General features: G+C 53.8%; 15 protein-coding genes and 1 tRNA gene. 11 read left to right on the top strand and 5 right to left on the bottom strand.

The window, feature by feature from the left end:
* Positions 1-2: 2 nt before the first annotated feature.
* From RBB81_RS17695 to cobF, 7 genes are all read left to right on the top strand, one after another.
* Complete coding sequence (locus tag RBB81_RS17695; RefSeq protein WP_353071545.1) at positions 3-626, top strand: precorrin-8X methylmutase; 624 nt, start codon at positions 3-5, stop codon at positions 624-626.
* An 11-nt stretch (positions 627-637) separates the two neighbouring features.
* Complete coding sequence (locus tag RBB81_RS17690) at positions 638-2,134, top strand: precorrin-2 C(20)-methyltransferase (protein ID WP_353071544.1); 1,497 nt, start codon at positions 638-640, stop codon at positions 2,132-2,134.
* Positions 2,135-2,140: 6 nt separating this feature from the next.
* The gene (gene cbiE / locus RBB81_RS17685; RefSeq protein WP_353071543.1) at positions 2,141-3,391 is read left to right on the top strand and encodes a precorrin-6y C5,15-methyltransferase (decarboxylating) subunit CbiE; all 1,251 of its coding nucleotides are present in this window, start codon (positions 2,141-2,143) and stop codon (positions 3,389-3,391) included.
* Positions 3,343-3,753 carry a cobalamin biosynthesis protein gene (locus RBB81_RS17680; RefSeq protein ID WP_183787961.1) on the top strand — a complete coding sequence of 137 codons (411 nt, stop codon included), beginning with the start codon at positions 3,343-3,345 and terminating at the stop codon, positions 3,751-3,753. Before cbiE ends, RBB81_RS17680 begins: the two co-directional genes overlap by 49 nt.
* A complete protein-coding gene (gene cobM / locus RBB81_RS17675) occupies positions 3,750-4,559 on the top strand; it encodes a precorrin-4 C(11)-methyltransferase (RefSeq protein WP_179584237.1) in 810 nt (269 codons plus the stop codon). The genes RBB81_RS17680 and cobM overlap by 4 nt, the downstream gene beginning before the upstream one ends.
* 10 nt (positions 4,560-4,569) lie before the next feature.
* Positions 4,570-5,379, top strand: coding sequence for a cobalt-precorrin-6A reductase (locus tag RBB81_RS17670; RefSeq protein ID WP_353071542.1), 810 nt, complete (start codon positions 4,570-4,572; stop codon positions 5,377-5,379).
* A gap of 96 nt (positions 5,380-5,475) precedes the next feature.
* Entirely contained in the window at positions 5,476-6,246 is a 771-nt protein-coding gene (gene cobF / locus RBB81_RS17665) for a precorrin-6A synthase (deacetylating) (protein ID WP_353071541.1), read from the top strand.
* Positions 6,247-6,470: 224 nt separating this feature from the next.
* Here the strand turns inward: cobF and RBB81_RS17660 are convergent, their stop codons facing one another.
* Both RBB81_RS17660 and RBB81_RS17655 read right to left on the bottom strand, forming a co-directional pair.
* Positions 6,471-7,181 carry a hypothetical protein gene (locus RBB81_RS17660; RefSeq protein WP_348641524.1) on the bottom strand — a complete coding sequence of 237 codons (711 nt, stop codon included), beginning with the start codon at positions 7,179-7,181 and terminating at the stop codon, positions 6,471-6,473.
* A 121-nt stretch (positions 7,182-7,302) separates the two neighbouring features.
* Complete coding sequence (locus RBB81_RS17655; protein WP_353071540.1) at positions 7,303-8,649, bottom strand: multicopper oxidase family protein; 1,347 nt, start codon at positions 8,647-8,649, stop codon at positions 7,303-7,305.
* 367 nt (positions 8,650-9,016) lie between these two features.
* Between RBB81_RS17655 and RBB81_RS17650 the strand changes: the two genes are divergently transcribed.
* From RBB81_RS17650 to RBB81_RS17635, 4 genes are all read left to right on the top strand, one after another.
* On the top strand, positions 9,017-9,139 hold the full coding sequence (locus RBB81_RS17650; protein WP_257025660.1) for a hypothetical protein: 123 nt from the start codon (positions 9,017-9,019) through the stop codon (positions 9,137-9,139).
* A 412-nt stretch (positions 9,140-9,551) separates the two neighbouring features.
* The gene (locus RBB81_RS17645) at positions 9,552-10,175 is read left to right on the top strand and encodes a tyrosine-type recombinase/integrase (protein ID WP_353071539.1); all 624 of its coding nucleotides are present in this window, start codon (positions 9,552-9,554) and stop codon (positions 10,173-10,175) included.
* A gap of 258 nt (positions 10,176-10,433) precedes the next feature.
* A complete protein-coding gene (locus RBB81_RS17640) occupies positions 10,434-11,486 on the top strand; it encodes a helix-turn-helix domain-containing protein (protein WP_353071538.1) in 1,053 nt (350 codons plus the stop codon).
* Positions 11,487-11,985: 499 nt separating this feature from the next.
* Entirely contained in the window at positions 11,986-12,147 is a 162-nt protein-coding gene (locus RBB81_RS17635; RefSeq protein WP_183787969.1) for a tyrosine-type recombinase/integrase, read from the top strand.
* 185 nt (positions 12,148-12,332) lie between these two features.
* Here the strand turns inward: RBB81_RS17635 and RBB81_RS17630 are convergent.
* The 3 genes from RBB81_RS17630 to RBB81_RS17620 all read right to left on the bottom strand — a co-directional run bounded on the left by RBB81_RS17630 (position 12,333) and on the right by RBB81_RS17620 (position 15,407).
* A tRNA-Asp gene (locus RBB81_RS17630) sits at positions 12,333-12,409 on the bottom strand.
* 184 nt (positions 12,410-12,593) lie between these two features.
* Complete coding sequence (locus RBB81_RS17625; protein ID WP_179584214.1) at positions 12,594-12,962, bottom strand: metal-sensitive transcriptional regulator; 369 nt, start codon at positions 12,960-12,962, stop codon at positions 12,594-12,596.
* Between the two features lie 9 nt (positions 12,963-12,971).
* Positions 12,972-15,407, bottom strand: a complete 2,436-nt coding sequence (locus RBB81_RS17620; protein ID WP_353071537.1) for a heavy metal translocating P-type ATPase — start codon at positions 15,405-15,407, stop codon at positions 12,972-12,974.
* Positions 15,408-15,420: the final 13 nt, after the last annotated feature.

Genomic DNA, 15,420 nt, shown 5'->3' with positions numbered 1-15,420 from the left:
GGATGATTTATAAGAAAGACGCGCAGGATATTTATCGAGAATCCTTTGAGATTATCAGGGCTGAGTCCGACCTGTCCGCCTTTACACCAGACCTCGCTCGGGTGGTGGTAAGGATGATTCACGCATGCGGGATGACGGATCTGCCGCAATACGTCTCTGCCTCACCGACTGCGATTGAAGTTGGTGAGCAGGCGCTCCTCGCAGGAAAGCCCATATTTTGTGATGCAAATATGGTGGCAAATGGGATTACCCGATCCAGGCTTCCAAAAGACAATGAAGTGATCTGCACCCTGAGCGATCCAAAAACTGGTGAGATAGCGAGGAGATTTGACACGACTCGCAGTGCGGCAGCTCTGGAACTTTGGCGCGACAAGCTTGACGGTTCTATTGTCGTGATCGGAAATGCACCCACGGCTTTGTTCCACCTGCTCGAAATGCTCGAAGCAGGTGCACCGACTCCCGCTCTCATCATCGGCGTTCCTGTTGGCTTCGTCGGCGCTGCGGAGTCCAAGATGGCGCTAGAGACTAACCCCCTGAATCTACCTTATTTGACAATACGAGGACGTCGCGGTGGAAGCGCCATCGCAGCGGCTGCCGTCAACGCTCTGGCAAGTGAGGAAGAATGATCGAGAGCACGATGCCAGGACAACTATTCGGTGTTGGACTAGGACCTGGCGATCCAGAGCTTATCACTCTCAAAGCTCTACGCATCATCAGGCAAGCTCACGTTGTTGCTTATCCGACAGCTAAGCACGGCCAGAGCAACGCGCGTTGTATCGTGAGCTCAGAGTTGACGCTCGAGCAGATTGAGTTGCCGATGATCTACCCAATCACAACGCAGACGACGGATCACCCAGGCGGGTACGAGGCAATCATCGCCCAGTTCTATGACGACATGGCTGAGCAGATCGCCGCTCATCTTCATGATGGTCGAGACGTCGCGGTTCTTTGTGAGGGCGATCCATTTTTCTATGGCTCTTTCATGTATCTTCACGACAGGCTAGCTCACCGTTTCTCTACCGAGGTGATTCCCGGAATCCCGTCCGTGATGGCGGCTGCGGCAAGGCTCTCGACTCCTCTCGTTAGAAGGGATTCAGAGCTGACTATACTGCCTGCAACTCTTTCAGAAGATGCATTGGTCGCCCGGCTAAATCCTTGGAGCGCATTCGCGATAATGAAGTTAGGCCGCAACTTCACGAAGGTGAAAAACGCTTTGTCCAGAGCTGGGGTCCTAAGTAAGGCCCTCTATATTGAACGCGCAACGATGAGCCGGGAGCAGATAGTTCACCTCAGTGATGTAGATTCTGCTAATGTTCCCTACTTTTCGCTTATCCTCGTTCCTGATTCGCGGCCGGATCAAATCGACAAGTCTACGGCTCGTCCAGGTCAGATAACGGTGGTTGGGGTCGGACCTGGCTCAGCCGAGTGGATTACGCCGGAGGCGCAGCAGGTATTGGCTGAGGCAACCGATCTGGTAGGGTACCAACGATATCTGGACCGCGTTCCACTTCGATCCGGTCAACGTCGCTTCGGATCTGACAACAAGGTGGAGGCGGAGCGCGCGCAGCATGCTCTTTCCCTCGCCGCATCTGGCAGGCGCGTATGCGTCGTTTCGTCCGGCGATCCAGGAATCTTTGCAATGGCCACTGCCGTATTGGAGTCGGTCGATCAGGGGCCGGAGGCTTGGCGTTCTCTAGACATCCGCATCGTTCCTGGGATATCGGCTATGCAGGCGGCAGCAGCCAGAATTGGTGCTCCCCTCGGCCACGACTTTTGCGTTCTTTCGCTGTCCGATCGTTTGAAACCTTGGGAAGTTATTGTGAAGAGGCTGCACGCGGTGGCTTCCGCTGATTTCGCATTGGCGATTTACAACCCAATCTCTTCCGAGCGAAAGTGGCAGTTGGCAGAAGCACAAGCAATTCTCTCAGGATACAGAGCTCCCGAGACGCCGGTGGTATTCGCCCGCGCTGTCGGCAGGCCTGATGAGAAAATTGTGATTACAGACCTCGCGCGATTCGACCCGGACCTGGCTGATATGCAGACGCTCATCCTCGTAGGCTCCTCTACCACTCGCAACCTTGCGCTGTCGAATCACCGGGAGATGATCTACACTCCGCGAACCTATGGAGTTTGACCAATCATGCTGCTAACTCAACTTGGAACTGCGAGATCGGATGTTAGGGAGAACTGGTTATCGATCGTCGGGATCGGCGAAGATGGTTGGGATGGCCTCAGCCCAGCAGCGAAACAAGCTGTAGAGTCTGCGGAGTTTCTTTATGGCGGAGTTCGCCATCTTGCCCGTGTTACGTCGGTTCGTGCGATGCAGGTGGCGTGGCCATCTCCTATGGCCTCTGCGGTGCACGAGATCCTGACACACCATCGAAGGCGGAGTAAAGTAGCGGTTTTAGCCAGTGGCGATCCTATGCTGTTTGGGGTTGGTGTGACGCTCACGCGCGAGTTGGATCCCGCCGAATTTCTCGTTATACCGCACGTCTCTGCGTTCTCCCTTGCCTGCGCCCGCCTCGGCTGGCCAATTTCTGAGACGGTTCTGGTATCGTTGGTCAATCGCCCGATCGAGCAAATACACAGGTACCTCCATCCAGGTCAGCGGTTGATACTTTTCTCTGAAGATGGCAATACTCCCGCGGCTGTCGCGCAACTTCTAACCAACGGTGGGTACGGATCAAGTCAGTTTACCGTCTTCGAATATCTGGGCGGCTCTGCAGAGAGACGTCGGGACGACCGAGCAGACGCGTGGTCCGTAGAACAGTGCGGTGATTTGAATCTGATTGCGGTCGTTTGTGTTGCGGATCCTGACACGAGAGCTTTGCCGATTGTTCCGGGACTCTCCGACGATTTCTATGTGACAGATGGGCAACTGACAAAGCGTGAAGTTCGTGCCGCTACGCTTGCACGTCTCGCCCCGTTACCAGGGGAACAGTTATGGGATGTGGGTGCCGGCACTGGGACAATTGGTATCGAATGGATGCGCTCTCACCCTTCATGCTCGTGCATTTCCTTTGAAGAACGCGAAGATAGGGCCGCAAAAATTTTAACCAATGCGAAGAGGCTTGGTGTGCCAGGCTTGAAGGTAATCAGGGGACGTGTGCCGTCAACTTTCGGCGACCTGCAATCACCAGACGCGATCTTTATCGGCGGCGGCATCACTGGCGATAGCTTATTCCAGGCTTGCTGGGACAAACTCTCGAAAGGCGGCCGAATCGTTGCGAACGCGGTAACCATCGAAAGCGAGACAGCGGTAGCGGACCGGCAAAAATTGTACGGCGGCGAACTTGTGCGAATCCTCGTAGCTCGAGCGGAGCCCATAGGCGGCGTGCTTGGATGGCGACATCTGATGCCGATTACCCAATGGTCGGTGGTGAAATCATGAATATGCCTTGTTCGATCGGGATTGGCTGCTCCTCTCGTGCGACAGCTTCGGACGTGATTCAGCTTATCCAAGAGTGTGTAAGTGAAATCGCTCCCTACAGCATCCTAGCAACGTTGGATCGTTGCTCAAGTATCGGGGAGGATGTCGCCGCCACTCTCAAACTGCGGCTCATGCTGTTTCCAGCGGCTGTTCTGGCGCAGGTTCGCGGAATAAAAAGCCAATCGCCACTGGCTGCATCAAAAGTTGGGACCGCCAGTGTCGCGGAGGCCTCGGCGTTGGCTTCTCTGGGACCCATGAGTCGTCTTATTTTGCCACGCCAAACGGGACGTTTCTGCACGTGTGCGGTGGCGATTCTGTCATGACAGTTCATTTCATTGGAGCAGGACCTGGCGCGCCCGACTTACTTACGCTGCGGGGAAGGGACCTGATTCGTCGTTCCCCAGTGTGTCTGTATGCAGGCTCTCTAGTGCCGAAAGAGATACTCGCACATGCCCCACCTGACGCTCTTATCGTCGACTCGGCAGAGATGAATCTAGATGAGATCATCGCAGAGATATCCTCAGCTCATGAGAAGGGACTCGACGTCGCTCGAATTCACTCAGGCGACCTTTCAATCTGGAGCACGATGGCGGAACAGATCCGTCGTCTCACTGCTCTCGGAATTCCTTACGACGTCACTCCCGGCGTTCCGTCATTCGCCGCCGCTGCCGCTGCGCTCAATCAAGAACTGACGCTTCCTGCGGTAGCCCAAACCTTAATTCTGACAAGGACCTCAACTCGGTCTACTGCAATGCCAAACGGTGAAGATCTCGTAACTCTTGGTCGATCAGGCGCAACAATGGCGATTCACCTCTCCATCATGAACCTTGATATAGTGACGTCTCAGCTGTCACCGCTCTACGGTGCAGACTGCCCTGTAGTTGTCGTGTTCCGTGCAAGCTGGCCGGACGAAATGATTTTGCGAGGGACGCTAGGCACTATCCAGAAAATTGTTGCCAAATCGGGAGTAGATAAAAACGCTCTGATCTTGGTTGGACGATCTCTTAGCCACCCCGATTTTTGTGAGAGCTATCTCTACTCTGTTTCCAGAGAACGTGATGCGAAGACCCAGGACGGGACTGGATCTGTGCCCGCGGACGCAGATTATCATTTGCGGTCCGAAAGGTAGGATGTGGAACTTGGCCGACCTTAATCCAATATCGGGCGAAATAGAAAGCGCGCTCGATAGATCTCAAAGCCTGTTGCCGCGGATACTTATCCTTGGTGGAACCGGAGAGGGAATTGAGCTTGCTACGCGTCTTGCAAATAGAAAGGACCTGAGGACTATCTCGTCTCTGGCCGGACGAGTGAGGGAGCCTAAGCGTCCTGAAGGCGTCGTCAGAGTTGGAGGATTTGGCGGTGTTGATGGTCTCGCTTCTTATCTGGTGAAAGAGAACATCAGGATGGTCGTTGATGCTACCCATCCTTTTGCCGTCCAGATCAGCCGTAACGCAGAGCTTGCGTGTGGAAGGTTAGGATTGCCACTAATCGGTTTCATTCGACCGCCGTGGGTACAGACAAAAGCAGATCTTTGGCATGAAGTAGCCGATTTTAGGGAAGCGGCCACTCTTGTGGATCGCCAGAAAGGACGCGTCTTTCTGTCGATCGGAAGACAAGAGCTAGGTTCGTTCGCTGTTTGTCATGGCACTTGGTTTCTGATTCGCGCTATCGAAGAACCGACCGGACCACTGCCCGATCTTCATAAAACCATTTTGCGACGCGGGCCATTCAATCTTGATGAAGAGTTGCAGTTATTGCGGGACCATTCAATCGATCGCGTAATTTCCAAAAATAGTGGCGGCTCGGCAACATATACCAAAATTGAAGCTGCACAACTTCTTGGAATTCCGGTAGTCATGGTGAAGCGGCCTGTCAAACATGCCATCGTAACTGTCGAGACACTTGAAGAAGTAATCTTGGAAATTAATCGCTTGGTTCGGTCAAATTGACACATCATGACGTCTTCCGAGCTTAAGCGCTGTTGTCGATGGCTGGTCGAACTGTTTCTTCGATCACACCTTGCCGATCAATAAAGGAATGTCAATATGAGGAAGCTATACATCATCGGAATCGGCGCGGGTAATCCGGAACACGTTACAATCCAGGCGATCAAGGCAATGAACCAGGTTGATGTGTTCTTTGTTACCAGCAAGGGGGAAGCGAAGAACGATCTCATGCAGTTTCGAAAAGACATATGCGAACGATACATCGACGAACCATCCTATAGGACCATCGAAATCGTCGATTTGGAACGCGACCCGTCCATAACTTCTTACACCTCACGAGTCGAAGCATGGCACAAGCAGCGGGCGCTAACATACGAAGCGCTGCTCAAAAATGAGTTGCAAGAGGATGAGTGCGGCGCTTTTCTCATATGGGGAGATCCGTCACTTTACGACAGCACACTTCGAGTAGTTGATCAGATTATTAGCCGAGGTCAAGTTCATTTCGATTACGAGGTAATCCCTGGGATTACAAGTATTCAAGCTCTGGCAGCACGCCACAAAATAACTCTGAATGGTATAGGGGAGTCGATTTGTATTACGACGGGTCGTCAGCTATCAGCTGGTTTGGTCTCCGACACTGAGAACGTTGTTGTGATGCTGGACGGAGAGTGCTCGTTCAAGAACGTGCTCAACCAGGAGGTGGAGATCTACTGGGGAGCGTACATCGGTAGCGATAAGGAGATCCTCTTATCTGGAAGAGTTACCGAGAAGGCGGAGATTATCGAGATGGCTCGAAGCGCGGCACGAGAGAAGAATGGGTGGGTGATGGACACCTATCTACTTCGGAACCCTTCGGCACGACGACCTTGAGTGCACGATGGGTATGGATTCCGGTTTTCGAACTTCAGTAAGGTAATTCTAAGAACAAGGTGATTTATTTTCAAAATCAAGGTCGTCCCGCTGAAGCGCGGCGATCACGCGCACGCGCAACCGAGATGACCATAGTGCGATAGTGGTAGGAGACTCGGGTGACAGCCCACATTGCGACTTCTCTGGAAGCGATGCTTGCTGCCCGAGTTCCGCACGTGGCTGTCTTACTCAACCGTTGACTTTTTTCCCCAGTCAAATCGTCTCCCCAGAATTCCCTTTACGATTAGGTGGTCGGTTCCGGCAGTAGAGCCTACGCCGACGCCGAAGTTGATCTCCCACTTGGGAGAGACGTTCAGGTCGGTCACGGCAAAGATTTGCTGCTGTTGATAATGCAGGGCATCGAAGGCTCCAATGCGTCCGTAATCGGCATAATATTCGAGGCCGCCACTGATCTGACGAGTGAAGTCGTAACCGACTTTGACGGCGGGCGAAAAGGCGAGTCCCTGCCTTACGTCAGGTCCGTGCAATGTACGCTCAAGCGCCGGGTTGAAGGCAAGATACCAGCGCCCTAAGGTTTTATCAATGATAGGGCGGATCTCCCAGGTCCAGGTGTCCGGCGAATAGACGGCTCTCTGATAGCCAATCTCGGTCGAAAGACTGAGTCCTATCGGGAGATGCCAGCTATCCGGTGCCCTCACTCGCGGCCTGATATGATCCCCTACCCATTGAACTCCGTGTCCCTCCTGCTCACTGGTAAAGACATAGAAACCGATCTCCGACCAGTTGTTAATCCCTTGGGTCAACTCAAGCGTCTCGTGTTCCTGGTGGTTGGTTGGGTACACGCCGTCGATCGTCTTGGTTTGGCCTGACGCGGTGTAGTTCGAGTGCAACTCCACCATCAGGTTCTTCGAGGGAACTGTGTCCGCACCGTACACTTGAATCTCGTAGTTCCCCTGAGCGTGTGCAACCCTTTCACTTGAGAACAAGAAAACAGCTAGGATTAACAGAACGCCGCAAGAGTAAAAAGTTGTCTGAACGACTTGCAAAGACAAAGAGCTACGCATACCGAAATACCATCATGAAACCTCGGTCCATATGATCCTGTTGGTGACAATGAAAAAGTGTCCTTCCCGGATTGTCCGCGACAAACTCGACCTCAGCTGTGCTCCTCGCTGGGACAAGCAAAACATCCTTCCTCAAGCCGTTCATCTCGGAGGCTCCGCCGAGCTTGCGCACCTCGAAGGTGTGGCGGTGCAGATGCATTGGATGATCATCTGCACTCAAATTCCTCAGCACAAGTCGATAGCGTTGCCCCGTTTTGAGGATTGGCTCGTCGGTATTCGGAAATGACTTCCCATTGATCCTCCAAAGTTCCTCGTTACCGTGTCCCTGGAACTTTGAGTCAAAGTCCAGAGCGATGCGAACGACCTCGTCTCCGCTCTGGTTGGTATTTCCCAAAGCTGAGAATTGGCGATAGTCCCAGATGAGAGCGTCCGGCTGTTTCCAGACTGGCTCACCAGCAGCCGTCGCGTACTCGATCACAATTCCCATGCCGGCTTCCTGAACATGTTTTCGTACTTCTCCAAGCACCCAAACGCCTGGCGCATTCATCTCGACCACAGCGCTTACCCTTTCGGCGGGCGCGAGACGCAGCATTGAGACGGTCTGCGGCCTTGGTACGGAATTGCCATCGAGCGAAATCACATGGAAGCTATGCCCCGGCAGCGCAATCCAGTGAACCTCCGTTGGACTCGAGTTGAGAACGTGTATCAGAACACGTTCGCCCTGCTTGACACGCACCGGATCGCCGGCTCCCAGCATCTTCCCATTGATGGTTGAGACATCGTAGACCGGATTCATGTAGCCGTCATCGCCTCCAGCAAAATGGCCGCCCCAATCATGGAGTCCGATAAAGACCTCACGGTCGTAGTTTCCCGCATGCTCGCGTGACTCGATCATGAGAAAGCCGTGCTGACCTCCATACTGCGCTTTGCCTAGGTTCTTACCTGCGAAGGTATGAGTATGGAACCAACGAAATCCGGGCGGATCGGGCTTGAAGGTGTATCGGACCGTGGCTCTAGGAGCGATCATCGGAGTGCCTTCTTCCATCGCTCCATCAATCTGCGACGGAAGAAACAAACCGTGCCAGTGGAGCACTTCGGGATCGGCAGTGAGGTTGCGCACCTCCACTGTTTGTTCCTGCCCTTGGCGCATGCGTAGAAGCGGGCCGGGAACCTGACCGTTGTAAGCGATCGTGCGGAAGTGGTGTTTAGGCGAGGCCTCGAGCATGTACGGAGCGATCTCAATCGTTATGTCCGGAGCGGCCGCTGCCGCGGCAGCGCCCAGAAGCATGGACCCCGCGGCCATGCCTGAAAGCTGTGTGAAGCGTCTGCGAGTCAGCATCGTTGAATATCCTTGTTGGGTCATGACGTCAGTCTCTAGGAGAAGGCGGCGCAAGTAGACGCGGTCTGAACAGGGGGCAAGCCTGTGTGGTCGTTAGATAGGATGTTCAATCCAAGAGTTCGTATTCTTAGCGTAGCCTGTTTCCAGTTTGAAAGTTGTTCGACAAGCGTCAGATTGACGTCAACTTCTTTGGCAACCTTGAGGATGAAGACGTTGGAGTCCTTTAATCCCCATTTGACGTAAGACGATGAAGTGAGTTTTGGCAGTGCCCCTGGCCTTCTTGATGCCATGCTGCCAAACGACGGACAACGACTCCATCGGAAATTGTTTACCGCCTATCTCCGTCGTATTGGAGACAGACCATTGGGTGGGATACTGGGTCGGATTCGTCCACGCGGCATCGCAACAGAACTCTGCTCAGGTGTTCAGTGATGCAGCCACCATCTACAAGGTGGATGCAGACGCGATTAATCTCAAGGTGAAAGAGTAATTCGGGGTGAGACAGAAATCATTAGCCCGTCAAGAAGCCTATTGCGAAAGTCGGAAAGAAAGTGCAAGCCGCCCGGACAATCAGTCCTCTTCGAGACTTCTGCCAACGAGCGGTTCCTCTCTTTGCTCCGACACGGGCTGTCGCGGACAGTCACGTATGCCCATTATGTCGAAGGCGTATTGCATCAACTCAAAGTGAGTTATTAAAAATGAGCTACGGAATCGGAAATAATGGTTGATGGTGCTCTTAGTTGGTCCTTGGCGAGCCCAAACAAGGAGGCTTTATGGCGGTGACTGCGCCCACATTTACCTCGCAAACTCTGAGCAGTAAGAGCGACACCCAATCGACGTCAGAGCAATCGCGTCGAGGCCTGTCAGACAGAGCCCGATGATTTTGAGTCGCAAGGATCATTGTGGGGTCCGAGGGTGAGGACAGAGTCTTCCACTGGTTAGCTGCGGAGACTGGATTGCGGTCTGGCGAACTTGCAGGGTTACGGCTGAGTGATATCGACGGGGAACGTCTGACCGTCAATCATTCCGTCTGGCTCGGCAGAGAACAGGCAGGGAAGACGAACAACGCTATTCGGAGCTTGGCGCTGTCACCGCAGCTTAGATCTCTTCTGTGGGAGCAGATCGCACGGCAGAGAGCAAAGGGCCACGAATACCTGTTCTCATCAAAGAACGGCAAACCACGAGACATGAACGTGTACCGCCGTCGGAAGATGATTGCGCGACTCAAGTCCTCTGGAGATACCGCAGGCAGGGTTCCATGCCTTCACCAATGCTCGACCCCTCAGCGTCACGCTGAAGACGATCAAGAGCGGATAGGACATGCGCTCACGGGTTCCTACCCCTTGGACGTGCACGGCGGTCAACCTGAATGGGGACGGAATCTTGAGACTGCACAGCATTTGGGTGCGGGCTTGAGAGAGCCGTTAACGAGACGATTGCGAAGCTCGAAAACGCAGCCCAAGCGGTCACTAATAACGGCTTATCTCCGTTCAAAGAAAGAGGGCTCGGGAGCTGATATCTCCTAAGCCTTGTAATATCAATATGTTCTTTGGTTGCGGGGATCTGCAACGCCCCGAATTTGCTATCGCTGCCTTTGCTTTGAATAAGATACGTCCTGCCGTATAGCCGTTCAAAGGGTCATCATCAAAACGTTTACGACAACTGGCAATGTCCCGATACTAAAATTTAGTAAACCCAGTTGCGAAGATACCCAACAAGATATATGTTCAGCTAATGATGAACTAAATCTCAGCATAAATTTACTAAATCGAAGGAAGAGAAGAATGAATACCAGTAAAGCTTGGGTTGAACTTGCCCTGAAAATCTTATCGTGCAACCAAAAGGATCTCGCTCGACGTGTCGCAGTGTCGCCGACTCAGATCAGCAAATGGAAGAACGGCGAGCATATGTCTACGGACATGGAAGACAAATTTCGAGCGCTTGTGGATATCGGAGAAAAGCATCCGGAATTCGTGCTGTGGGCAGACTCGCTTGAAGATGCCGACAAATGGGATAGGCTCATCCACCGCTTAGCCGAAGAGGCCCAAGACAGTGCCGAAACCGGATACAACACGGAACCACTTCAAGATGACCTTGGGCTATTGTGTGTACAGGTTTCCGATACGCTCAGTAATATGGGAGTCGAACCGCCGGAAGTCTTTCCGCCGGAGCTAGATCGCTATTTCAACGGTGTTGACGGCAGTGGTGACGATGAGGCCGATGACGATGATCCTGAAGCTCCTGACCCGCTTTGGGAGTTGCTTGAGACGAACCCATATTCAGCCGCCATTCACGACATCTTCGAATCGCTGAATGACGTGTGGGGGTTCTACGTCGCGTACGTCGCACAAGCGATCGATGATGACGATTTATCTCTAGTCGATACAACAAGTAATATTGAAGCGTGCTTGATGGATCTTGCCGCCTGCAAGATCCAGGTCGATGAAAAATTTGCACCCAAGTTCAGAACGTTCAGATACCGGGTAATGAAGGACTACCAGAAATGGCTAACCGCCGTCAAAGATGCAGCTTTCCGCACCGGAACTCCGCTCAGAGCCGAGTTGCTGGACATGGTAAGTGACACGCATGGGGAACTTGGGCACACGGCAGAAGCCGAGTCGTTAGGGTTTAACGCGAGTCGACTACATCCTGATATCTACATGAATGAACTTCTCGTTGGCATGAGAATCATTCATCAGGTCCTGCCAGCCATCTTAAAAAAACTCGACATCAACGACTTTGAACTGGACGAATCGAGCTTGCACATCAACATGAACCCATACCTAGCCTATGCGGATACGGCGGACGACGAGACCACATCTACCGCGGATGAGTAACGCGGCCTCGCCAATTTGCGTCAACCACAATACTCGCAAAAAGCGAACGAGGATGCCATTGCTGCGAGCCGACGTGGAGCGCGATATAGGCGGTTTCGTTTCTCCACTAAGGCCGACCAACTTTGTGCCTGATCTGGAACGAATCGCTAGGGATTTGAATGCCGTAACACGCTTACCGCTTTTTGGATTGAATTCGAAATGCCGCAACCAATTACTCTCAATCCGTCCCTTAAGGTGCTTCTTCCAGAGTTCAAGAAGAGGTGCGCTGCAATTCAGCAATACCAAAACAGTTCCACGGGTGGCATCAGCATCGACATGGTGCGGGAACTGCGAAGCACTTTCGTTGCGCCGCTGGTCAAACCGAGAAAGGCTCAACAAGAGGAAGAACTCAATTTACTGGCTACCCTCAGCGTGGTTATCGATCTCCTGACGCAAGGCTGGCGAATTAGCAATACGGACCCCGTTATCTTGGATTTTCCGGAGTGGTCGTCTGCGGAAGATGAAAAAGCACGAATCCGGCAAGCACACCTCATCGACCGCGACGCGCAGATTCCGGCATTCCTTTGGCACGTTGCTGAAGGCAAACGGAGAGGATGTCAAAACCGTCCAGGAGCTTTTAAGGCACGCCAACAGCAGGATCACACTTGATGTGTACACATAAGCGGTGAACTCAAACAAGCGGGGCTGCACAGAGCAAGGTTGTGAAGATGATGGTTCTAAATCTGGGTGAAATGAAGGATGAAAAACATGCTCAAAATGGGCGGTAAAAATCTTATTGCACCCATATCGAACCCAGATTTCGTTGTCACTTTAGGTCCATACGTTCCGTAAATCTTTTGGAATGTATGGCGGGGACGACGGGGCTCGAACCCGCGACCTCTGCCGTGACAGGGCAGCGCTCTAACCAACTGAGCTACGTCCCCAAAATTTCGTCTTCGCTAGCGATTATATCTCACTCAGAACAGGCTGATTCAAACTACACCAAAATCCTGATTCGCTGTCTCTTGAGCTCGGTTACGATCCCTTACGGAGACCCGCCTGTCCAACCCGACGACAAATGTAAGTCTATCAGATCAAGGGACACTTGGGTGTCCTCCCGTCCTTCCGTTAGCGGGCGTTTTTATAGATGAGCTCGAGCAACTCATCGTACATGGTCTGCCTCTCCTCTACCGACCCGCTGCGAATTGCCTGAGTCGCGCAGTGTGAGAGGTGATTCCGCATCAAGGCCCGAGCCACGGAACGAAGTGCCTCCTGCACGGAAGAGACCTGAGTAAGAATGTCGACGCAGTAGCGATCGTCCTCGACCATGCGCTGGAGGCCCCGGATCTGCCCTTCGAGACGCCGCAACCGACGCAGGTTGGAGGCCTTGATCTCGGGATCGACCCCAGTTGCCTTGCGTTCCGATTCGCGTACCTCGCAAGCGCAGGAATCCACCATCAAGTTCTTGTCTTGAGTAGTCGCTTTTTTTGTAGCCATATTTTTTCCTTATTCAAGCTTCAGCCCGCGCAATCGGAGGCTGTTTGTAACGACACTGAAAGAACTGAGCGCCATCGCGGCGCTGGCTATCACCGGGCTCAGCAGTAAACCAAACGCTGGATAAAGTACACCAGCCGCGACTGGAATTCCAATCACGTTATAGACGAAGGCCCAAAACAGATTCTGACGAATCACTCGCATCGTGCCCCGCGAGAGGATGACAGCTGCGGCGACGCCGGTAAGGTCGCTTCGCATCAACGTTACATCTCCAGCTTCCATCGCGATGTCTGCCCCGCTGGCCATCGTGAGTCCGACATCAGCCTGTGCGAGCGCAGGAGCATCGTTGACTCCGTCTCCCACCATCGCGACCACACGGTGTTCCGCCTGGAGGCGTTTGACGGCGTCCACCTTGCCAGCAGGGAGCACACCCGCAATCACTTTATCGACGCCGACCCGTCGTGCAATGGCATGAGCCGTGCGTTCGTTGTCGCCGGTTAGCATCACCACGCGTAGCCCATCGGCGCGCATTCTGCGCACAGCCTCGATGGAGCTCGGTTTGATCGTGTCTGCGACAGCGAGAACGGCAGCCAGTTTATTCTCGATCGCAATCCATAGCGGAGTCTTACCTTCCTCCGACATGCGCTCTGCGATTTCGTTCATTGCTTCAACGGTGACACCGTGTTTCTTCATCAAGGCAGGGTTGCCAATCAATACAGTCCCGCCATCGACGACTCCAACGACGCCAAGTCCGGGAAACGATTCAAACTCCTGCGCCCGAGGCAGATTCAAACCTCGCCCAGTGGCGTATTGAACGACAGCTTCAGCAAGAGGATGTTCACTAGCACGTTCCAGTGCGGCTGTAACACGCAGAACATGATCCTCGGCAAGGCCCGTGCTCTGTATTCGCGCTGCATCGCTATCTCTTGTGGCGAGTACGAAATCAGTAACCACTGGACGGCCCGCTGTAATGGTTCCCGTCTTATCCAGCACGATAGTATCGATCTTCTCTAATCGCTGAAGAGCCTCTCCACCCTTGATGAGAATTCCGTAGTTGGCTCCGCGTCCCGTCGCAACCATCACGGCCGTCGGAACAGCCAGACCCATCGCGCAGGGGCAGGCAATCACCAGCACTGTGACGGCGGCCGCAAACGCCTGCATCACGCCGACGTACGGAGCGAACACCCGCCACGCTACGAAAGTAACGATTGCAATCGCCAGCACCGTTGGAACAAACACGGCGCTGATGCGATCCGCGATGCGTTGAATAGGAGCACGAGATCCCTGAGCCTCACGCAGGAGCCGCACTATCTGCGCCAATGTACTGCCTGCTCCCACAGCGGTTGCCCGGTACTGGAGCGATCCACGCTGATTCAGCGTTCCCCCCATTACCCTGTCCCGAGACGTCTTCTCGATGGGCAACGACTCGCCGGTTAGCATCGACTCGTCCACGCTGCTCTTGCCCGAAATCACTTCGCCATCAGTAGGTATTCGCTCACCGGGCCGTACCAGAACGATATCGCCGTGCTGAATCAACTCTAGCGGCACGCTGCTCTCAGTACCACTTCGCAGAACAGTCGCAGTCTTCGGTTGAAGTTGCACAAGCTTTCGCAGAGCGCTGGCCGTCTGCCCCTTCGCCCCGCTCTCCAGCGCATTCCCAACCAGCACCAATCCGATGATCAGAGTTACGGCTTCAAAATAAACGTCGGGAGCGATGCCGCGTGATACAAAAAATCCAGGCGCGATGGTGCCGGCAGCCGAATAGAGATAGGCCGCTCCGGTGCCAAGTGCTACCAGCGTGTTCATGTCCGCTGTCTTGTGTAAAAGAGCAGACCAGGCCTTGGTGTAAAACCGTCGTCCTGCCCAGCACAGAATGAGCGTTGCAAGCGCAAAAAGGAACCACCGAATCGCGTCTGCATTGACCTCATACATCCAGGGAAGTGCGCTGCGCAACAGCGGATCAAGCACCCGCATGTTCCAGCTCATCAGCGGATCTTTCATTCGCTCCATTCCGGCCGCGCTGTTGATCGTCATCAGCGGCATGGACAAAACCATGGCTACTCCGCCGGCGATCAGGCTGACCACGGCCTTCAGTCGCAGCTGCCGATACTCTCTCAACTGCGCCTCGTCGTGATCCTCCTGTTCCTCAAGGGCGGACTGGTGTTCCAAAGGGAGCTCCGCGCCGTAGCCTGTGCTTCGAATCGCATCTACCAGCGCGGGGGTCGAAGTAGCACCTGGGTCGAACGTCACCGTGGCGTTGTGCAGCATCAGGTTGACCGTCGCATCCTGCACCCCAGCCTGACTGGCAAGCTCCCGCTGAAGAAAGGACTGACACGCCGCGCAGGTCATCCCCGAGACGGGAATCGTGACACGCTCCACCGAGGCTGAGGCTAAAGCTGCGGCGGCGTTGGCGTCAGTTCCGTCTTTAATCTTCAAACTACCGGACATGGTTTCTCCCAGA

Source organism: Tunturibacter gelidoferens (genome assembly GCF_040358255.1).
GTDB classification, from domain to species: Bacteria; Acidobacteriota; Terriglobia; order Terriglobales; family Acidobacteriaceae; genus Edaphobacter; species Edaphobacter gelidiferens.
The sequence above is the reverse complement of the archived record's forward strand: the minus strand, read 5'-3'. Positions and strand labels throughout refer to the sequence as shown.